General features: G+C 58.1%; 17 protein-coding genes. 5 read left to right on the forward strand and 12 right to left on the reverse strand.

The genetic code is table 11. From position 1 onward, the window contains the following. Positions 1-3 precede the first annotated feature (3 nt). On the reverse strand, positions 4-924 hold the full coding sequence (locus tag ASB66_RS23445) for a recombinase family protein (RefSeq protein WP_060716504.1): 921 nt from the start codon (positions 922-924) through the stop codon (positions 4-6). Next, positions 921-2,024 carry a protein adenylyltransferase Fic gene (fic, locus tag ASB66_RS23450; RefSeq protein WP_060716505.1) on the reverse strand — a complete coding sequence of 368 codons (1,104 nt, stop codon included), beginning with the start codon at positions 2,022-2,024 and terminating at the stop codon, positions 921-923. Before fic ends, ASB66_RS23445 begins: the two co-directional genes overlap by 4 nt. 370 nt (positions 2,025-2,394) lie before the next feature. Here fic and ASB66_RS23460 point away from each other — a divergent pair, with 370 nt between their 5' ends. Beyond that, positions 2,395-3,504, forward strand: coding sequence for an RHE_PE00001 family protein (locus ASB66_RS23460; RefSeq protein WP_060716506.1), 1,110 nt, complete (start codon positions 2,395-2,397; stop codon positions 3,502-3,504). 181 nt (positions 3,505-3,685) lie between these two features. On the opposite strand, the gene ASB66_RS23465 is transcribed toward ASB66_RS23460, so the two are convergent. Next, positions 3,686-6,196: a DEAD/DEAH box helicase gene (locus ASB66_RS23465; RefSeq protein WP_060716507.1), complete on the reverse strand. Its 2,511-nt coding sequence runs from the start codon at positions 6,194-6,196 to the stop codon at positions 3,686-3,688. Positions 6,197-6,398: 202 nt separating this feature from the next. Next, positions 6,399-7,586 (reverse strand): hypothetical protein, encoded by a 1,188-nt coding sequence (locus tag ASB66_RS23470; protein ID WP_060716508.1) that lies wholly within the window; start codon positions 7,584-7,586, stop codon positions 6,399-6,401. Between the two features lie 233 nt (positions 7,587-7,819). Between ASB66_RS23470 and ASB66_RS23475 the strand changes: the two genes are divergently transcribed. From ASB66_RS23475 to ASB66_RS23490, 4 genes are all read left to right on the forward strand, one after another. Continuing rightward, positions 7,820-8,536, forward strand: coding sequence for an antitoxin Xre/MbcA/ParS-like domain-containing protein (locus ASB66_RS23475; RefSeq protein ID WP_010974844.1), 717 nt, complete (start codon positions 7,820-7,822; stop codon positions 8,534-8,536). Between the two features lie 92 nt (positions 8,537-8,628). After that, positions 8,629-9,129, forward strand: a complete 501-nt coding sequence (locus ASB66_RS23480) for an RES family NAD+ phosphorylase (protein WP_234896629.1) — start codon at positions 8,629-8,631, stop codon at positions 9,127-9,129. A 2-nt stretch (positions 9,130-9,131) separates the two neighbouring features. Beyond that, the gene (locus ASB66_RS23485) at positions 9,132-10,124 is read left to right on the forward strand and encodes a hypothetical protein (protein WP_060716510.1); all 993 of its coding nucleotides are present in this window, start codon (positions 9,132-9,134) and stop codon (positions 10,122-10,124) included. A gap of 96 nt (positions 10,125-10,220) precedes the next feature. After that, entirely contained in the window at positions 10,221-10,625 is a 405-nt protein-coding gene (locus ASB66_RS23490; protein WP_045023498.1) for a hypothetical protein, read from the forward strand. Between the two features lie 218 nt (positions 10,626-10,843). Here ASB66_RS23490 and ASB66_RS26940 read toward each other — a convergent pair whose 3' ends face one another. The 8 genes from ASB66_RS26940 to ASB66_RS23530 all read right to left on the reverse strand — a co-directional run bounded on the left by ASB66_RS26940 (position 10,844) and on the right by ASB66_RS23530 (position 20,829). After that, on the reverse strand, positions 10,844-11,767 hold the full coding sequence (locus ASB66_RS26940; RefSeq protein WP_234823948.1) for a hypothetical protein: 924 nt from the start codon (positions 11,765-11,767) through the stop codon (positions 10,844-10,846). A gap of 125 nt (positions 11,768-11,892) precedes the next feature. Beyond that, entirely contained in the window at positions 11,893-12,723 is an 831-nt protein-coding gene (gene aiiB, locus ASB66_RS23500) for a quorum-quenching N-acyl homoserine lactonase AiiB (protein WP_060716511.1), read from the reverse strand. Between the two features lie 72 nt (positions 12,724-12,795). Then, positions 12,796-14,010, reverse strand: coding sequence for an acyl-CoA dehydrogenase family protein (locus ASB66_RS23505; protein WP_060716602.1), 1,215 nt, complete (start codon positions 14,008-14,010; stop codon positions 12,796-12,798). 87 nt (positions 14,011-14,097) lie between these two features. Further along, complete coding sequence (locus ASB66_RS23510) at positions 14,098-15,693, reverse strand: ABC transporter substrate-binding protein (protein WP_060716512.1); 1,596 nt, start codon at positions 15,691-15,693, stop codon at positions 14,098-14,100. Between the two features lie 57 nt (positions 15,694-15,750). Beyond that, positions 15,751-17,421: a dipeptide ABC transporter ATP-binding protein gene (locus tag ASB66_RS23515; RefSeq protein WP_060716513.1), complete on the reverse strand. Its 1,671-nt coding sequence runs from the start codon at positions 17,419-17,421 to the stop codon at positions 15,751-15,753. Then, on the reverse strand, positions 17,418-18,359 hold the full coding sequence (locus ASB66_RS23520; RefSeq protein WP_060716514.1) for an ABC transporter permease: 942 nt from the start codon (positions 18,357-18,359) through the stop codon (positions 17,418-17,420). Before ASB66_RS23520 ends, ASB66_RS23515 begins: the two co-directional genes overlap by 4 nt. Continuing rightward, entirely contained in the window at positions 18,359-19,345 is a 987-nt protein-coding gene (locus ASB66_RS23525; RefSeq protein ID WP_060716515.1) for an ABC transporter permease, read from the reverse strand. Before ASB66_RS23525 ends, ASB66_RS23520 begins: the two co-directional genes overlap by 1 nt. Then, positions 19,342-20,829 carry a SidA/IucD/PvdA family monooxygenase gene (locus ASB66_RS23530; protein ID WP_060716516.1) on the reverse strand — a complete coding sequence of 496 codons (1,488 nt, stop codon included), beginning with the start codon at positions 20,827-20,829 and terminating at the stop codon, positions 19,342-19,344. The genes ASB66_RS23525 and ASB66_RS23530 overlap by 4 nt, the downstream gene beginning before the upstream one ends.

Consider the following 20,829-nt stretch of genomic DNA (forward strand, 5'->3'; position numbering starts at 1 on the left):
TCGTTACTCGGCCGCGGCGATGTCGACGTCGGTGATCAACCCCGAACGTCGGGCGCGATCGATGAGGTTCTTCACGGACGAGGGCGACCATTTGGAGCCGCCGCGCGGGGTGCGCTCGTGCAGCCTTTCGAGCTGGGTGGCGATATCGCGCAGGGTGAGGTCTGCGTTCGAAGAATGGATGCCGGCCACAAGCGTCATCAGGCGATCCTCGGGAAGCCGGGGCGGAGATTTTTTCAGCAGCGCTGCGTCCGCCATGCGTTCAGTCACCATCCACTTCACAGCCCGGCGAAGCCGTTCCGGCGTCCAGTCGAGGCCCTGCTGTTTGAGCACTCGGGTTATGTCGTCCCATGTGTGATCGGGCCGCATGCGCCGAACGGTCGGAAGCCATTGGTTCGCGGAGGCCTGAATGCGATCGCCGTATGCCGCTTTCTGGGCGGCCGTCATCCTGGCCAACGCCTCGGGGCGTTTCTCTCGTATGCCGGGGTTGCCGGGAAGTTTTCCTTTGGACTTGGCTGCCCGGATGCCGGCCTTCGTTCGTTCGGAAATGAGCGCGCGTTCGAGCTGCGCGACGGCGCCGAGAACCTGGAGCGAGAACATGCCCTGCGGCGTGGTTGTGTCGATAGGATCGCGAAGCGATCGGAAATGCGCGCCCCTCGCCGTCAGATTCTCGATCACCTCGAGCAGATGGCTGACCGAGCGCGCCAGACGGTCAAGCCGAACCACAACGAGCGTGTCTCCGGCGCCGATCTCGCGAACGAGTTTGGAAAGGGCAGGCCGGGCACGCGACGCGCCGGATCCGTGTTCCTGGACGATCACATTGCACCCGGCCGATCGCAGCTCGATTTCCTGGGCTTCTGTCGCCTGCTCGTCCGTAGAGACGCGGGCGTAGCCGATCAGGCGATGACTGGCGCTCGGACGCTTCATTGGGCAAGCTTCGCCGACGGTAGATCGCTGAGAAGAGCAAGCAGCGCCGGATTGATGTAGAGGTTCTCCCGGCCGGCTTTGATTTCCTTCAGCAGGCCGAGTTCAGCAAGGGATTTCAGGTAGACCGATGCGGCCTGTCGTTTCGCAATGTCCGCGGCCACCAGATCGCCGATACGGCAATAAGGGTTCACGAAGATCACTTCGGCCAGCTCGCGCGAATAAATCTTCGGCAGATCCCGCCTGATGCGCTCCGCGGTCTGATCGAGCAAATCCCGGATCGAACGAATGCGCGCGGTCGACCAGTTTGCAGTCTCACGGATCGCCTCAAGCATGTAGAGGATCCAGTCCTCCCAGGCAGCGTCTGTCGTCACGGCGAGCAGGCGGTCATAGTAGGCGCGCTTGTTGCCGATGATGTAACGGCTGAGATAGAGGACCGGAATGTCCAACAGGCCCTTGTCGACGAGGTAGAGCAGGTTCAGCACCCGGCCCGTTCGACCGTTGCCATCGGTGAATGGATGGATGGCTTCGAACTGGTAGTGCATCACGGCGAGGCGGATCAGCGGATCGATGTCCTCTGCCTCGTGAATGTACCGCTCCCAGTTCGAGAGCTTGTCCCGCAACAGTGCTTGCCCCTCTGGCGGAGTATAAATGACGGCGCCGGTCGCCTCGTTCATCAGCGCCGTTCCCGGCGTCGCGCGGATGTCGAGTTCGACGCCCTTGATGGTCCTGCAGACGGCGATCGCTGTCGACGTCGACACCGGACGTTGTTTGAGCGTTTGAAAGCCTTCACTGAGGGCGGTACGATACCGCAGCGCTTCCTTCGTCGCCGGATCAGCCTGGTTGTTGGCCTCATTGGCGAAGCGGAACAGTCTATCGGTCGTGGTGACGATGTTCTCTATCTCCGAGCTCGCCTGCGCCTCCAGCAGCGGAATAGAATTGATAAGGACCGCCTGGTTCGGAATGAGCTGGCCGGACACACGCAGTTCCGCCAGCGCCGCGCGTGCCGAGATGCAGGCTTTCAGCACGGCTTTCGTTTCCACGTCCTCGCGTGGCGGCAAGGTGGGGAGGTCGTTAAACGGGCGGTTCGGCTGAAACGGCATGTCGATTAATCCTCATGCGATCGACATGTCGGGTGGATATGTCGTCGGTATCGACATATCGTTAATTCATGTCGATAGAATCAAAATATAACGACACATTAAGCGTCTCGCAAGCGCCTTGTACAAATGCAGAAGATACTAACAAACGATCGTTTGTAAACGTCTCTTGGTCCTTTGGAGTCAAAGTAAACACGTCGCAAGTGGCTGGAAAACAGTGGTTTTCATCGATGTCACGTCCATCGGCGCTAATCCTGTACAGTTCGAACGCCTTGGCAGCTCTAAATAGTACGCGCGCGAGAAAAAGTATCTGCTATGATTGAAGTGTATGCTATTATAGCTTCAAGATGGTCTAAATAGATACGTTAAAACAATGAGATATGAAATTGGCGATTTGCCTTTGACAGTGCTGCTTCCGGCTATCGCAAGGGCAGAAGATCAAATCGCGCGTCTGGACGAAATTGTTCGTCGCAGCCCCGTCAGGCAGGGCTTTACCGAAAGGTCTCACTTCACCGAGGCGGCCGCAAGCATGTGGATCGCAGGCGAGCTTGTCCACATCGAGGATCTCGTTCTCCACGACGCAAATCGGGATGTGCGTACCCCGACCCACGAAATCACCATCGCACATTCGATCCTGAGAGCGCGGCGGCGCATCGAAAAAGCTGACCCTGACTGGGCGACGAGCAGGGCTGGGATCGTAAACCTGGTGGGGCGGTCAGAGGGCTCTGCGGAACGAGAGTCGGTAGGGAAGGGGAGATCGCCCTTGCCCGCCGAACTGACGCTGAACGAAGAGGACAACTGTTTCGCCGCGGAGATGGCCGAAATCGATGCAGTTCTTGATCGGTCGACCCGCGCACTCGAAGCGGTGGTAACGGTGGAGGGCAGCAAGGCGGATCCTCTGATGGTCGGTGAGCTCGTTGTCCGGGATCCGGGATGGGACGAGGAAGGGCGCCTTTCGGCTTGGAGAGCGGTTCTGGCTCAGGCTGACGCCTTGCCGACTACCTTGGCGGCCGCAGTGATATGGGACGCATGGGAAAGCATGGAGCCATTGCAGCGGCAGCATTGGCTTGGTACCCAACTCGTGAATTCATATTTCCGGGTGCGCGGAAAGGTGTCCTCGCACCTGTTTGGCATCTGCTCCGGTCTTAAAGCTGTGCCGCGGGAACGGCGGCGATCACACAATCGCGCTTCACGAATGCTTGCCGGGCTGGATGCAATGGCGAGCAGCGCTGAACTGGCCATGAAGGAAGTCATTCGGCTGGGACAGGCGAGGGAGCACCTCGAGCGAAAACTGAAGGGAAAGCGCTCGTCCAGCAGTTTGCCGCGCGTTGTGGACTTGCTGATGGCGCGACCGATCGTGTCCTCGTCGATGATAGTCAAGGAATTGAAGGTTAGCCATCGTGCGGCGCTCGATCTCGTCGCCGAACTTGGCGTTCGGGAAGTGACGGGGAGAGGAAGCTTCCGTGCATGGGGTGTGATTTGATGTGAAGGCAGCAAACATGGTCGGTGCGAGAATTGAACGAATTGAGGCGGTCGGGTCCTCGCGCGTTTAGATGTTTCTGGTCATAGAATTCCTTTTGTTTCGCGGCTCGTTCGTGGCGACGCATGTCGCAAACGACAGCGCATTCGCCGCAGTCAAAATCCGCGGGAGAGGGCGGCAACGTTCATTTGAACTCAGTTAAATAGATCGTCTTGATGCCGTCCGGCGTTAGGCCAGTACGGCGCAGTTCAGCCTCACAGCGCTCTTGAAGAACCTCCCTGTCTCCGGGTTGCCCAATTAGATAGACATAGAGATTCCGGACCGCTCCGACGAGCTTTGTCACTTCCTCCAATTTAAGGGCGTACGTTCCCTGGGTGCTTGCTTTCCGATCGGCGATGGGCTCCGGAAGCGCCGAAACCCGTAAAGACTGCCTTCCGGGATAGCATCGCCTGAACCATTGCTCGGCTTCTAGGAGTTGAGCATGGTCGTTCTTGTAGAGCGGGTTGTCCTTCTCCTTGTCGCTTTTGGCTTCTATGACGAAATCGAACAAACCGCTCGTTCGCCACAATACATCAGGCCCTGTTTTGTGCACTGCTTCCGGCCGCTCGGCGTCAAAACCAAGATATGCTCCAAGGTTCTTTAACGCCTCCTCATATTGGAATGGGGAGGCGTCGGGCACTAGAGCCGAGACCGCTTCGTTATAAGCAGGAATGAGCGATCCACGACGTTGATATTCGAGGATTCGGCTAACAATCGCCATGGATTGTGGACCTGCCATTGGTCGCGGAATATAGGCGGGTCGGATGCGAGGTGGGATATGGTTGTTGTTGGTTGCGAAAGCTGACGTCTGAAGTCGCTGACCCTTGTGATCGTCATTCATATGGAAAGCGATGCGAGCTGCCAACGAGGAAAGCCATGCCCTTCTCTGACCATCCTGGACTAGGTCTGGTGAGGAAATCAGGTGTTCGAGTTCTTGAATGGCGCTTTCATACTGTCCCACTCTTTCCAGCCGGAAAGCCCTGCGCTCAGCACCGGCGACCTTCAGCGACAGTTCGTCGATCCCCGGGGGCCGGGTGGCGGCTGCCAACTCTGACGCATGGTAGGCAACCCAATCCGGATCCCTGTTCAAACACTTGAGCATCGTTTCGCCAATTTCCTGATAGCTGGCGACAGCCTCACTCACTTCCTGTCCCACGTTGAGTTGTACGCGGCTGCTCGCGGTCAGATGCTCAAGGTTCTTCTTGCGTCCGATCCATGCAACCAAGTCGCTTCCCGTCAGGACGACCACGCAGAAATCGCCGCCACCCCTGGAGCCGCGCCCTAGGCCCTGCTCGATCCGCTGGGCCAACAACGAGTTGACCGCGGAATCTGCAAGGACATTCGTCCGAAACATATCGTAGTCGGTCGTACCCTGTGGCAGGCCATCCATAATCAGCAGGCGGCAAGACTGACCAGCCAAATCAATGCCGTCGTACCGGTTAGCAAGAACGATCGGACCCTTGAACGATCCGGCCTGCATATCTTTTATGCGGTGGCTAACCGCTTCACTTGTCTCTGGATATTCCGCAGTATCCAACCATCCTTTCGCAACGGTCCCGGACGGCGCCAAAATCGCGACGCCGGCGTAACCGGCAATCCATTTCGCGATCTGTTTAACCATCGGTGTGATAGCGACATTGCCGAGCGGCATCAGCTCGGGCACCAAGATCATGCGCTCGCCTACACCCGCGAGCGATGAAGACTGAATCGGTCTGCCAACTGCAGCAGGGGAGGCACCGAATGTGCGAACAATCTCGCTGTCGTCCGAAATCGTAGCAGACATGTAGATCCGGCGTTTAGCGTCATCGAACGTCGGAAGAAGATCAACCGGCGGAAAGGTGGGGGTGATCGTCACCGATTTGCGGCTGAAGAGGCAGTGGCACATGGCCAGATTGTCACGTAGGAGAGGCCATATGTAGGGATCGACGCCCTCGACATGCTGTGAAAGAAATTCCCGAACTTCGGGGACCTTGGACAGCCAAGCCCAGCTGGGGACCTCGATCACGCCGAAGTCCTTCCCCCTCGTGATGTCAGCAAAGGCGCCGCCTCGTCCGACCTCGTCGAACGCGCCCCTGAAACGATCCGCCATCTCCTGATAGACCTCGAGGTGGTCTTTCGATGTGATCGTCAGGCTGAATGCTTTACGAACAGAGGAAAGCGCGACGTGCGCGTCGTCTAAGATGATGCCTCCGACTTTCACTGCCGGTTTGGCGGAACCTCGAACACCAAATTTGCTGCGACCACTGAAAAGGCTCTCGTAGGCCCCCACGAGAACGGCGTTACCATCAAGAAACTCGGAGGCTAAAGGCTGCCCCCTCGTGTAGGGCACCGCGCGGATTCCATATTCAGTCGCTTTGGCAATAACCTGTTCGACGAGCTGGGTAGTTGGTGCGAGATAAAGAACGGGTTCACCGAGTTCATTCATGGTTGATTGTGCCATGAGAAGCGCAACCAGGGTCTTTCCTCCCCCCGTATGCAGTTTTACAACGACATCCTTGTCGTTTCTCCGGGATGGATACCAAGCATCGAGAGCTTCGGCTTGGCTAACATAAAGGTCATTGATCCCGACGGCTTTCGGCAGGGAATGAAAGATATCTCGTGGGGCGACGGGCTTCGGCTTTGCCTTGTCCTCGCGAAGCTTTTTGAAATCGACCACCTCTTGCCCCCCATTTTACCGACAGTTCTGCTTTAACAGATGTATGCCCAAGAGAGAGGCATTGAAAATACCTACTACTTAGAAAGACGTGTTGCAGGTTATTTTTTCGGCGGGCGTTACTGACGCCTAACGATATGGCAGGAGCAGGATGACAAACCATGTTTTCTGCATCCACTAATTCACAGACGTCCAAGGTTGAAAGTCAGAAATCAATTCTGTCCTCTCGCATTTCACCACCAAGGCCAAATAAATACATGGAGCCATAAAATGACAACAGATCGCTCCGCGGCGCACCGTCGATTCGTTGTGTTAGCGCCTCGGCCACCACGCCGACGTGCTTTACGAGTGCGTCCAGATGTTGCTTTGTTGGTTGGTTCCTATCTCCAAGCGCTGCCTTCAGCGCATACAGCCGTTCAAGCGGCGCTGGATGGGTCTCGGATACCGAAAACCGAGGTATGTCGAGAAATCGGGAGCCCAAAAGTTCAATTAAGTGGAGGAAGAGAAATATGTGATAGGCGCCGTTGGAAAGGCGGAGTTTTGCATCTTTATCCGACCCGATGGCTGTAATCGCGTGGAGGTCAGCACTGAATTCTAGATCGTGGTTATAGGTTTTTAGATCCTCCAGATTTTCGGTCGAAGATGCTTCTTCCATATGACCTAGAAGCAAATGACTAAACTCATGCCCGAATGTGAATTCGAGCATGTCGTCTACATCGCGCTTGATAGCAGCGTCCACACTCGCTGGAAGTTTAGCTCGCGGATCGATGTCAAAGTCCTGGGCTTCTGACCCTATCATCGTCCGCAGGGCGATTAAGGCTGCATCAATCCGGTCGCCCATCGGAAATTCATAGTGTGCGCCATGAAAACATACAGTCATGAAATAGAGGAAGTAGCGCAACGCTTCGGAGACGATGATCACCTCGCCTACCAGGGACTTTAAGCAAGCGGCGTTCACTTCCAGGGTTGGGACGTAGCCATAGGGGATTGAGCGAGCGGATTTTCGTAAGGCCTTCGGCAGTCGCTCAAGATAGCGTCTCGGAGCCAAATTGACGGTTTCGTAGTAGGATGTCAGAGTCCAAGGGCGACCGTTCTGCTGAAATGCACGCTTCCGGTGGGCAAGCACCCTCGTAACTCGAGGAGAATCGGCAACGGAGTTAGCCCGAATTCGCAGCAAGTAGTCATGCGCGCTTCTCAACGACCTCAGCCGGAGAATCTCATTCTTAGAGCAGAAGGGCGCATAAACCAGTTCTTCATTGCTGAGATCTGGATCGAGTGGTTCGATCCCTGTGACGTAGAACTCGCCAAGTTCATCGCCGATGATGAAACCATTCGCGGCGCGGCGCGCCCCGGGAAATTCCTTCAGCCATTTCTGTATTTCGTGCTCTTCCATTGCGAAACGACAACCCTCGTGCCAAGTAGAAAAATACGCAAACTAAAAAGTCCGATAGTAATACGCGAATAAGCCTAACTGCCCGTCTGTAAATCAGGTCGATAAAAAGAGGGTAAGTTCGCCATCAAATCTCTAAGGGCCTCAGTGCTGGCCGCTCCCGAATCTGAGGGCAACAATCTGGACAAATCGGACAATCCGCATTATCTTGGCTGTAGTCAAGAAGGAAGACGAAGATGGTTGCTGTCACCCGTAAATCGCAGATGCGCGCAAAGCTAGAAGTCAATCCGGCTGCGGTAGCCGATGTTCTCAAGGTTTTGGCCCGACACAATCCAGGCCTTTCAAAGCCGGCGCTTGCAGCGACTGGCAAGGTCATGGCCGTGGTCTCTGCGGTGGCAGCGCGCCTTTCTGTCGAGCAACAGCATCGGATTGCCGACGATGAAACGGAACTCGCCCATATTGTGGAAGCCGCCGTCGCCGAACTGGCTGCGAAGCCAGGTCATGTACTCGCGGAGGTATCGGTCGAAAAGCCTGTGGAGGTCAGCCGAGGTGCTGGTCTGGGGCAATCGGTAGACATGGAGGAAGGGCGCCGCAGGCTCGACGAATTTGCGACGCCAACCCGCATCGAAGACTGGGCCGGTCCGGTCGCTGGTCCGGGCGATATCGAGAAGAAGTTCGGCACGAAGCGATCGACCTTGCACGACTGGCACAAGCGCGGAGCTGTCGTCGGTCTGCTCAAGGGCGAGCGAAAGCATGTCTTTCCCCTGGCTCAGTTTGTCGATGGCCGGCCGGTCGAGGGCATGCCTCAGGTCACCAAAATCATCCGCAATCCGCGTGTGGCGTGGCAATGGTTGATCCAGCCGAAGCCGAGCATTGGCGGAACGCCGCTCGACAATCTCAAAATGGGCAATCTAGACGAAGTTCTGGATGCGGCCGAGCGCGATTTTGGTTGAGCTGAATCGTGAAACTTGATCCCCAAACGGTTCGGGAGCTCGCGCTTGCCTTTCTCCCGCAATCTTATGTCCGCATTATACCTGTAGCCCACATGTCGACCCCGCTTGGCATGGGTTTCGGCCAATCGCGATTCTCGAGCCCCAACCAGATGTTCCGACTGCTTTATGCCGCATATGATCTCGCGACCGCGATTGCGGAGACGATTGTGCGCGACCGCTTCGAGGGGACCCAGGAGCGAGTGCTGGATGAGAGCGAAATCGAGGACTGGTCGGTCACTGAGGTGACGGCCACGGATGCTCTCATTCTTCTCGACCTGCGCACGACCGGCCTCCTGAGGTTGGGCGTCAGCACGGACGCAGCCCGGGGCAAGGAACATCAGGAAGGGCAGAGACTGAGCGAGTCGATCTTTCGATCCTATGCTGTCGATGGATTGCTCTATTCCTCACGCCTCACGGCGGCAGATTGCGTGGCGGTCTACGATCGGGCTGTCGCTGCGAAACTTGTCGCCTCTCCGGCGGTCGAGCTGGTTCGTCAAGCCGACTTGATAGCCGCCCTGCGGTCTATCGGGGTGTCGATCCGGGCCGGGCGATAAGCATGTCCGTTACAGTCACTTCCGCAAACTTCTCTGGGCGATTTACGGCGTTGAATGGCACGAAAACGTTGCCAGCGACACATGCCGACATCATCCGCTCGTTGCTGACCGTCGGCTATCCCAGCCGTCGAGCCGCTGTCCGCACCGTTGGCCCCTGGCGGGAGAAAATGCTGGTCGCGATGGCGACGGGCTATCTGGATGCCTCCTTGAACACGACGGCCTATTTTCGGAGTTTGGAGCAGTCGGAGAAGGTGGGGGTTTCGTTCCTTTTCGGCGAGGCGTTCACGCACTGGTATGCTCAGAGTCAGATGAGCGTGCAGTATCTCGTGCATGTCGCCGGCCTTGCCTCCTGTCGATGGGGATCCCCAACGGCTCCGGTCGCGCCGAAAGCTGGCGCAGCGCCTCCTCCTCCAAAATCGCGTCCCGATTTTATCGGCATCAAGCGAAGGGAACGCCATGTGTTCGAGAGCAAGGGTCGCATCCGAGCGCCAGCCGCAAGCACCGTTGCGAAGGCACTGGGGCAGGTTTCGGCGCTTCACACGGTCAACGGACGGGCGCCGACCACACGCTGTGCAAACTTCTTCATGTTCAAGGCCGGTGGTGCAGAGGGCAGAGTGCTGGATCCGCCGGCAAAGGGTGACGACATCACCGTGACGTTTGATCTCTTCGAAGCGATTACACGAGCCTACTCCATTATCCTCGATCAGCCGGTACTTGATCTATCCGATCAGGTTGGTGCGGGTTATGTCGGACGCGAGATCGATGATGGTGTGTTCTTGGGTATCGACAAGGAAATCCTTGCCTTGGTACGAGAGCGGCCCCCGACTGAAGCAACGCGTCGCAGGCGTGTCGCCCAGGTCTTCTCTGCTCTTGAAGATCGGTCGCAGAACTATGCGGGTCGGCAGGATAGAAGTGTTTCGTCCGGCCTTGACGGGGTCCTGCTTCTTGACCGCCGTTCGCCGCGCGCCCTTCGACGCTTCCGGACGCAGGGTTAAATGGCCGACTTTATGTCGGTGTGTTGGTTTCACCTTCTGACCAGCAAATCATGTGATTTACTACAATCCCATAATTCCATCAGAGATGCTCGCTCCATGACGACCCTTCTCGGCCTCACATATATCTCAAATGAAAAAGTGCCGCTCGCGGACCTGGACGACTATGTAACCGTCCACGTGCCGAGTGCTGGGTTTGATCAGCACCTCGGAAATCATGCACCATGGTTTTGGTCGATCGATAGGAGAGGCGGCGGCGGCGTGGATTTCAAGCAAGGGAAATATGACTATTGGGTGCGCCGGATCGGTTCCAACCAACCAATAGGTTTTCCGGTGCTGACATCGACCTCAAAAGAGGAGGGATGGATCTCAGTCATGGACGGCCGACATCGCATAATGGCAATTGTCGATAGCGGTAGGCAGGCCTTTGCAGCGAGACTTCCCAGACCATTGCTGGGAACGGCGCAAATGATAATTCCAGGCCTCGAAATCTTTGATCTGTAGACTACAGACGGCGCCGAAGCGCCCCCTGTCAGACTTCTCCGTCGACGACCATCGAAGTCGTGAAGCCACCATGAGGCTTCGCAATGAACGCCCGGCGCGCTTTGCGGAGTGGCCACGTCTTGTCACGCCACCGCTAGCAATAGAGTTGCTCGGATGTTGCCGCTGTAAGACGAATCCCCTATCCGGAATTTGCGAATGCTGCACGGCCGCTTCTCGCATTATTGCACGGTCTGACTGCGCTTAATGGTTTGCGCCAGGGCGTCGACAACCTGCGGGAACCGTTCCGGATCGCGTATGGCCGCTTTGATCTCATCGGCCCAGCCCGGGTTTGAAATGCCCCATTTGCCCATCGCACCCCCGTCGATTCCGCGATGGCGGATAAGAAACTCGCTGATCATGGCCGGCACGCGTGCGGTAATGAATTTTGCGTTGGTTGGCTTTGCCCTTGCTATGATGACGAACGCACTCGCGAAACTTTCCAAATCATCTTCCTTGGCGAGTTCTTTCATCAATTCGAGGACGGCGCCCGAGGGCGTAATGTAAGCCTTGGAGCCATGCTCGGCGATCGCCCTCGCGATCCGTTCGGCTGTGTCGACGTTCACTTTAGGCACCTCTTCGCTAAGGCCGGCGAGCGCTTCGGCCCTGGCCCGGCGCTCGGCAGCGAGTTTCTTGACATCTTCGGCATCTGCCTGCGCAAAGCCGGAACCGGCATCAATCGGAGATGTCCAGGGAATGTTGTTGCCAACATTGACCACATAGCCGCCACCCTCCTGCGCCGTCCGGGCAATCCGCTTCAGGCTGCTGCCATCGGCACTGACGATAAGAAAGAGCTTTGCACCTGCCGCAGCGGCGGATTGTGCCTGGGTAACAGCGGTGCCATCGTTCAGGTTGAAAGTTGTCGAGCTGTAGGGGAGGCCAAGGATAGCTGCAGCCCGCTTCGCAGCGTCGTTGATAATGGTGTTCCATTCATTGCTCAGCAGTAAGAGCTGATGCAGCGGAGCGGTTGTGTAACTTTGAGCACGCGCGTGCCAGGCGGGCAACAGGCCACTCCCGGTCACGGCAAGACCCACCCCTGCCTGGAGCAGATGGCGACGAGAAAGCGAGCCGGATAAGGGTGCAGAAGCTACTTTTGATGCAGTCATTGATGGATCCTTTCATAGGGTGAATTGGCGTAGATGGTTGAGGTTGAGGCAAGTTGGCTGTTCTGTCGGGATCGTAGCATCGGCGTTTTCACGGCCGCGGCGCGCCGCCAGTTCTGGCGAGCTCCTTATTCATAGAATCCGTCCGTGGATTTGATCAGGCTGGCAAACTGCTCCCGGTCGTGACCGAAGAGGACTGTGAGAGAACGGGATTCGGCGTATTGCCTGATATGGCTGACCGTCCGATCGTAACCGATCGTGTCGTGGAGAACGCCTGCTCGGCGGGCAGGGGGACCATAGTTCGTGGCGGTGTAACAAGCGTCTGAAACGAGCAGAAACCCGGGCTGCTTCTCAAGCCTGACAGCCAGGCCCAGCATTCCTGAAGCATGGCCGGTTCCGAAGTTGAGCAGATTCACTCCGGGCGCGAGTTCTCTTTCCCTCTCATCGCGACCGACGAGATCCCAGTTTCGCGGGGTCGCAAGCCATGCCTCGATGTCCTTGACGATGTAAGGCGACGAATGATCGCCTGTCGCGAAATACCGGACTGCGGTTGCGAATTCATCTTCATGCGCAATCAGCCTCGACTTTCCGAAATACTCCACGCAGCCGGCATGATCATTGTGAAGATGCGACAGGACGACCGTCGAAATATCGTCCGGTGAAAGGTCAAGCTGCCTGAGCCGTTCCGGCAGATTGCATTCCCGCGCCCCGATATAGGGAGCGTTCAGTTGCGACTGCTCGGGCCACCGGCCATTCGTTCCCATGCATTCGGGGTGGCAACCCGTGTCGTAGAGGATCGTGGCATCGGTGCATTGGATGAGGTAGGCGGAGACCGGAATGTCGATCAGACGACTGCTCACAGTCGGCTTCTGCGGCGTGACAAACGTAGAGTTGGCGATGATGAAGTTCTCGTCGACACGAATTTCACCGAGGTCGAGAACGAATAGCTTGTTTCCCATAAGATCTCCGAATTACGTCACGTGGTTTAGTCTCGACTTGGGAGGTTGCGCCGACCAACCACGAAACATCCGCTAGGCCTTCCCAATGCCGGTGGTCCAAAGATCCGGCGGCAGGCTGCCATTGACCGCGAAATCACCGATCTGGCGCTCCTTGTAGATGACCGGATTGTGGGAGGAGATGGCGCGGGCATTTCGCCAATAGCGATCCAGACCCAACTCGTTGCTGAGCGCGGAAGCTCCCAGTCCATCAAAGAGGACTGTCGTTGCATCGAGAATGAGCTGATGGACGACGACCTGTGCCTGGTATATCTGCACCTCCAGTTTGCCGATCTCCGTTCTGTCCTTGGAGCCCTCAGCAATGGCGCGGTGATAGGCGTCGGCGGCTGAAAGCACGATCAAGTTTCCCCCATGCGCATTGGCAAACACCTTGCCGACGAGCTGAAGCACCTGCGGATCGTCGCTCGCGATGCTGGCAGCAGCGTGGGAATATGTTCGTTTGCGTGACCGTACATAGCCAGCAATGGCGCTGGAGGCCGCACGTCCAATTCCAACAAGCGTTGCCAGGTGGGCCAGTTGAGCGAAGGCCGTCAGGAACGGCCACCGCGATGCCGATGGCGCAATATCGTTATCGTCGAGTAGGACCTGATCGAATACGGCCGTCCCACTGGCGGTCAGCCTCTGTCCGAACCCATTCCAGTCATCGACGATAGACGTTCCTGGCGCCGTCGTTTTTATGAGCGCCATGATCGGCTCGTCAGCATTGTTCAGGCCGCTGACTGTCATCCACTCCGAGAACAGAGCGCCGGTCGTATAGAATTTCTGGCCGTTGAGACGATGGCCCTCATTCGTTTGCATGATGGAAGTCGAAAATTTGCCAAGCGCGGCATTTCCAACCTCCGTCGCTGCAGCGGAGATGATCTCCCCGGATCCGATGATGTCGATGCAACGCCTAGTCCAGGGGTTGGATGGTTCGTCGAGAAGCTGTCCGAGCAATCCGAAATGGGCGCGGAAGATCTGCGCGACATTCGAGTCTGCCTCTGCAAGCTCGACGAGCAATGCAAGGAGTTCCAGTGGTGTCGCTCCCAAACCGCCTTTATCTTTGGGGAGAAGCAGCGCACCGAATTTGAGCGCTTTCAGCCTTGCGACTTCATCGCGCGGGAGTGTGCGTGTCGCATCTCTTTGGCGCGAGCCTTCGGCGATTTCGGCGAACACAGGCCGGAAAATTGCCGCGAGTGTGCGGAATGCGGGTGTGTCGATCGTCGGCCAGGGATGAGGATGATGGGTCAAGGGCGTCACTTACAATTTGGAAATAATGACGGTGTCGTCGCGCTACGGGGCAGGCGGCGCCTGTGAAGCCCGCCTGCCGGATAAAGCTCAGCTTCCCAGCCACGCATCGGCGAAGTCGACCGAATGCCCGGACGAATCTTCGGTGTGGTTGTGCAGCGTCTTGCGATAGAGCGTCAGGTTCTGAAACTGAACGAGGTTTACCGCCGGCAGATCGCGGTGAAGGATGTGCTGGAACCTGATGAAGTATTCCTTGCGCTTCGCCGGATCGATTTCGATCGATCCTTTCTCGAAGATCTCATCGACCTCGGCATTGCTGTAGCCGGAGTGGTTGGACCACGGCACGCCCTTCTTGATGTTCTTCGACCAGTAGCCGCGCTGGATTCCGTCCGTCGGATCATAACCGTTGGCAAGATGCTGGAGGTCGATATCGAATGCCGCGTCGGTATAGACGCTCTTGATGTAGGTCGCGTAGTCGTAGCTTTGGATCGCCACGTCGACGCCGATGTCGCCGAAGGCGGATCGGAGGAATTCTGCGCCGACACGGGTTGGGCCGTAGACAGGATTGTAGGTAAGCCGCAGCGCGAACCGCTTGCCATCACCACCGCGCTTGTGGCCGGCCTCATCAAGAAGCGCTTCCGCCTTGGCCTTGTCGAAGGCATAGAAGCCGATGCTCGGATCGTGATATTCTGCCATCGACGGTGCAATCGCGGTCGGGGACGGCACAGCATATCCCTTCCAGACGAGACGGATGTAGTCGTCGATATTGATGGCGTGAGCAAAAGCCTGGCGAACACGCAGATCGCTGAGAATCGGATGATCCAGACGGAAAAACAACTGGTTCAGACTGCCTTCAAGCTCGTAACCGCGAGTCTCGACGCCGAAGCGCGGATCGTCGCCAAGGCGCTTGATCTCGTCGAGCGGCACGGGTGTGTGATAGCCTACATCGACGTCTCCCGCCTCGAAAGCCGCCCCGCGGGCGCTGACATCAACGATAAACCGTGTCACCACAGCATCGAGCAGGGGCAGATCCTTGATCCAGTAATCGGGATTGCGTTCGAGCAGAATGTGGCTGCCGCGTTCCCACTCCTTGAACACGTAGGGACCCGTGCCTATCGGTTTTGCGTTATAGGGGTTCGCCCGGATATCCGTCCCTTCGTAGAGGCGTTTCGGGATGATGGGCGAAGCGATGCCGGTAAGGGCCGGCAACAGGAATGGAACCGGTGTCTTGAAATGGGCGACGACCGTCAGGGGATCGGGCGTGTCGATCTTTTCGAGGGACGCAAACGTCACACGCCGCCGCGGATGGGTTTCCTTCAACGTCAGCAGCGAGAAGGCAACGTCCGCTGATGTGAACGGTTGACCGTCATGCCACTTGATGTCCGGGCGCAGGTGGAATGTGTAGGTCTTTCCATCCGCGCTGATATCCCAACTCTCCGCGAGATGGGGTTTGAAGGTCCGGTCGAAATTGACCTTCAGCAACCCTTCGATGACGCGGGAACCGACGCCGGCGTTGCCCGTGTTCTGGAACAGTTCGATGAGCATGGCGGGTTCGCTGGCAGCAACGATGCGGGCGGTACCGCCACGCACGGGCGTAGTTTGCGCGAAGGAAATACCGGGTAGGGCGGTACTCAATGCGCCAAACCCAAGCGCGGCGTTGAACGTCCGGCGCGATAGTTTGATCATGAAATTCTCCTGGCTCGTGAAGTTTCGGGTTCTGTTGTTTTAGGGAGTCCGTTGCCGTTACGAAGCTGCTGCGATCAGCTTCCTCGTGTATTCATGGGAGGGATTGCTCCATAGATTTTGGTGGTTGCCGCGCTCGATGATGTGTCCATCCTTCATGACCATGATCCTGTCCGAGATGTATTTCACGACAGCCAGATCGTGGGAGATGAAGAGATAGGAAAGACCGGCTTCCTCCTTGAGATCGGCAAGCAAGTTGAGAATTTGCGCCTGAACGGACACGTCGAGTGCCGATACCGGTTCGTCGCAGATGACGAGCGATGGCCGCACGATCAGGGCTCTGGCAATCGCGATCCGTTGACGCTGCCCACCGGAGAATTCATGGGGAAAGCGCTCCACCGCCGAACGTGGCAGGCGGACCTGGTCGAGAGCTTCGCTTATGCGCGATTGCCTGTCGGCGGAATTGCGATACTTGTGTGCATGCAGCACGCTATCGAGAATATCTCCAACGGTCCGGCGCGGGTTTAGGGACGAATAAGGATCCTGGAAGATCATCTGCACGCGCCCGCGGAAGGCGCGCAGGTCGGCTCCACCTGCGTGGGTGATGTCCTGACCTTCGAACAGGATCTGTCCGCCGGCAACGGGTATCAGACGGCTGAGCGCCTTTGAAAGCGAAGACTTGCCGCTACCGGATTCTCCGACCAGCCCGAGCGTTTCGCCGCGCAGGAGTTCGAAGGTCACACGATCGACGGCAGGCGGTGTCTTGCTAGCGAGGTCATAGCGAACCGTGAGATCCTCGACTTCCAGAAGCGCATCTGCCGTTGCATTGGTGCGCGGTTCCGCTGCAACCGGCGGGCTACGGATCTCGAAGCTGGTTGTGCCGTTGCTGTTCCTGTGGGTCCGGATCTCGTTCAGCCGCTCGGATGAAGCGTGGTGCCCATCGCCGAGACGGATCGATGCGCCGATCAGCCCTTTCGTGTAGGGATGCTGGCTTTCCTGAAACAGATGCTCTGCCTTGAGCTCTTCCATCCTTTTGCCGTTGTGCATGACGACCACGCGGTCGGTCCAGCGCGACACCAGTGTCAGATCGTGGGAGATGAGAAGCAGGCCCATGGACAGATCGCGCCGAAGACGATCGATCAATTCGAGGATCTGGCTCTGGATCGTCGAGTCGAGAGCCGTGGTAGGTTCGTCTGCGATCAGCAGGAGCGGCGTGAGCGCGATCGCCTGGGCGATCATGGCACGCTGTCTCTGGCCCCCGGATAGTTCGTGTGGATAGGACGCGATACGACGGTGTGGTTCCGGCATTGACACCAGATCGAGTAATTCCAGCACCCGCGAACGTGCAGCCTTCCGGGACAGCCGTTCATGGGCGTGCAGTACCTCGGCGATCTGGTCTCCGACCGTATAGACCGGATTGAGCGCGCTCATCGGCTCCTGGAAGATCATGCCGATCCGGGGTCCGAGAATGGACAGCCATGCCTTGGGTGGAAGGCGGAAGAGATCCAGGCCATCGAAGGTTACCTCGCCGCTGCTCGTCGCTTCGTCGGGCAGGAGGTTGGACAGGGCAAGGGCGGTCGTGCTCTTCCCGCAACCGGATTCGCCGACAAGAGCGACAGCCTCGCCGGCGGCGATGTCGAAGGAAAGGTTCTCTACGGCAACCGCTTCACCGCTCCGGCTGTGATATCGGACTGAGAGGTCGCGGACACCAAGCAAAGGTATCGCCATCATTCCACTCCTTTCCGCGAGCGGACTTTGCGCATGATCCGCGGGTTGAGCGCGTCGTTGAGGCCATCCCCGATGAGGTTGAGCGCCAGCACGGTGAGGACGATGCACCCACCGGGCATGAGCGTGAGGTACCAGTGGCTGCGGATCACCTCGCGGCTGGCACCGATCATTGATCCCCAGGTGACGGTATTCGGATCGCTAAGCCCCATGAAGGACAGCGCAGATTCCATCAGGATCGCCGAGGCAACCATGATCGATGAGACCACGATGAGCGAGGGCAGGGCGTTGGGCAGGATTTCCTGCAGAATGATCCGTGGCGCCGAAATGCCAGACGCCCTGGCAGCCATGACGAAATCCTTCTCCCGGATCGAGCGGAACTCGGCGCGGGTGAGACGCGCGATCATCGCCCAGGACACAAGTGCGATGCCGACGATGACCGTACCGATTGTCGGTGTCGCGAAGGCGACGAGAACGACCAGCAGGACGAAGCTAGGAATGGTCTGGAATATCTCGATGAACCGGACGATGAGATCGTCGATCCAGCCGCCGCAATAGCCGGCGATGGCTCCAATAAGTCCACCGAACACCAGACCGAGGATTGTTGCGGAAATCCCCACCAGCAGCGAGACACGGGCGCCATGTACCAGTCCCGCCCAGACGCTTCGACCGAGTGAATCCGTGCCGAGTAGAAAGTCCGGATTGACTCCGGGCCAAAGACGCTCAGGGCCGACAATCGACTGCGGATCGCCCGGAGCCAGCCACGGGGCCAACAGCGCCAGGAGCATTATAATGCTGAGTGTCATGAGACCGGCTGTCGCGCCCGGGTTCGAGAGAAAGTCGCGCAGGACCGAGCGCGCAATGACAGGATTGCCGATGTTGCTCCAGGGGGCTTCACCGGCTGCCATGCGTTCGGTTGAGGATTCGATATCGAAGCCGCTCATCAGCGCACCTCGATTCTGGGATCGAGGGCAGCCTGGATGATGTCGACGATAGCGTTGACGCAAATCACCAGGACAGACGAGACCAGCATGATGCCGAGCAACAGCGTATATTCACGCGCCATGACGGCATCGAAGGCAAGCCGACCCATGCCTGGCCAACTGAAGACCGTTTCGATGACGATGGCGCCGCCAAGAATGCCGGCCACGTGGATACCGGCCACCGTGGTGATCGGGATGAGCGCGTTGCGCAGCACGTGGCGAAGGACAACCTGTCGTGGCGCCAGACCCTTCGCCTTTGCGGTGCGGACGTGATCCTGCCCGATGACCTCAAGGATAGAAGATCGGGTGAGACGTGCGTAGATCGCCACGTAATAGAGCGCCAGTGACGTCGCGGGGAGCAATGCATAAGAGGCGCGGTCGATAAGCCAGCCAAAGCCCCCCGAGGAAGCGCCGATGGTTTTCATGCCGCCAGCCGGTAGCCAGCCAAGCTTCACCGAGAAGACGATGATGAAGATCAATCCGATCCAGAATGTCGGGACTGAGTAGAACAGCAGCGATGCCACCGAAAGAATGCGATCGGCCGCGCGCGTTGCGTTCAGTGCCATGATCGTGCCAGCTGCGATCCCCACCAGCAGGGCGATGACGATCGCAAGAACCATGAGCGTCAGAGTTCCCGGCAGACGCTCCATGATGAGATCGGCGACGGGGACACCGTAGCGGGGAGATATGCCGAGACTGAAGTGCGCCAGACTTGTATAGTAGTTCGCAAGCTGATCGAGCAGCGGCAGATCGAGCCCGAAAGCCCGGCGAATGTCGGCCACCGTTTCCTGCGTGGCGGCACCGGATTCGGCCGCCATGTAATCGGCGGCATCCCCAGGCGCGAGCTGCAGCACGAAGAAACCGAGCGTGACGATGACGAACATCGTCGGGACCGCCTGAATGAGGTTGCGTAGCAGACTGCGGCCAACCCGCGTAAGCCTCTTCATGGAGCTGCCTCCCAAGGTCCGGAGACGGGTGAGGGAGCGACGCGGTCGACCGCGATGGACGGCCCGAGGCTCGCAAGCCGCTCGTAGTCCGCGCGAGCATGGAAAAAGAGTGAGCGAGCGACTGCCGCGATCAGGCGGGGCAGTGCGATCGCGGCGCTGCCGATATCGCCAGCATGGATGCCGTGACTGATGATCGCCGCGAAGGTATAGACATGGATACGCTTAAGCCATGGCGCCGAACCAGGCTCTATCTCCTGCAATTCAAAACCTTTCCCAAGATAGGGATGCGAAGACCAGCCGCTTTCCCTCTCCGCCGCCGCAACGCGGTCTTGCCAGAGGAGAATGTGGGGAGCCGCGGCGGTCAGTTCCGGCCGGGCATAAACGTTTTGCCGATAGCCGGTCGCGGCAATAACCATGTCCAGCATTATATCGCCCGTCGTCGTTCTCGCTACGATATCGTCGCCAAGAGCTACAATCTGTTCTGCCGCAACGTTGAAATGGAGATAGTGGTTCGGATGCTGACTGGCCCGGGCGATGGCCGCATCCGGCGCGGAGCTGCGTCGCCGGCGCTCCAAAATCAAACGCCATCGCGTCGAATCATCGAATTCCGGAAAGAACAGCTTGTCGGCCGAGGGTCTGGCGGCAGCCTGATCGTTGGCCTGTACGAGATCGCCGTGTCGGACGAATTGATGCACACTCGCTGCACCATGTTCCAGCGCGACAGCCGCTGCGTCGAACGCGGATGCGGCCGCTCCGACCACACCCACGCTCAAGCCGCGAAGGCTAGAGAAACTAATGAGGTCGTTCGTGTGGACAAGGCGGTCGGGAGGAAGAGTATGGGAAAGAACCGACGGTATATAGGGTTCGCCCAAGCCGTCCAGGCCAGTTGCCAGTACGATCGTCTGTGTCGACAGATCTATCACGCCCTTGTCCTGCAGTTCAAAGCGCAGATTGAGCGGAGCGTTTTCGGCGTCCGAACGCGGATCGATCGAAATCAGGCGATGCTGCCATCGCACGTCGATCCCGGTCGTTTCGCGATACCAGTTGAGATAGTCGAGCCAGACGGTGCGGGGGATTTCCGCCATTGCGGCAAATGCGGCGTCACCATGAAGCGCAACGTACCAGTGCTCGAATGTCAGTTCAGGAATGCCCTGTTCGAGACCGGTAAATCCCTTGCCCGCGCGAAGCGTGTGCATCCTGGCTATGGTATTCCAGACGCCTGCGGTTTCCGGCGTGGCGGCATCGAAAACCTGCACCCGTCGGATGCCCGCGCGGCGCAATCCAAACGCAATCGCGACACCACTCTGACCACCGCCGATGACGGCAACGTCCATATCTGTCCCGGCTGGAGCAACCCAGTCCAGACGAACCGGCTCGAGCTGCGCGATCGCACGGTGCGCTTGCTCACCGAGCTGGTTGAGGCGCTCTTGCAATACCGTTCTCTCGCTCGATCGGCCCGACGCAATCTTTTGTTGAACTGTCAT

Source organism: Gillisella vitis (assembly GCF_001541345.2).
GTDB classification, from domain to species: domain Bacteria; phylum Pseudomonadota; class Alphaproteobacteria; order Rhizobiales; family Rhizobiaceae; genus Allorhizobium; species Allorhizobium vitis.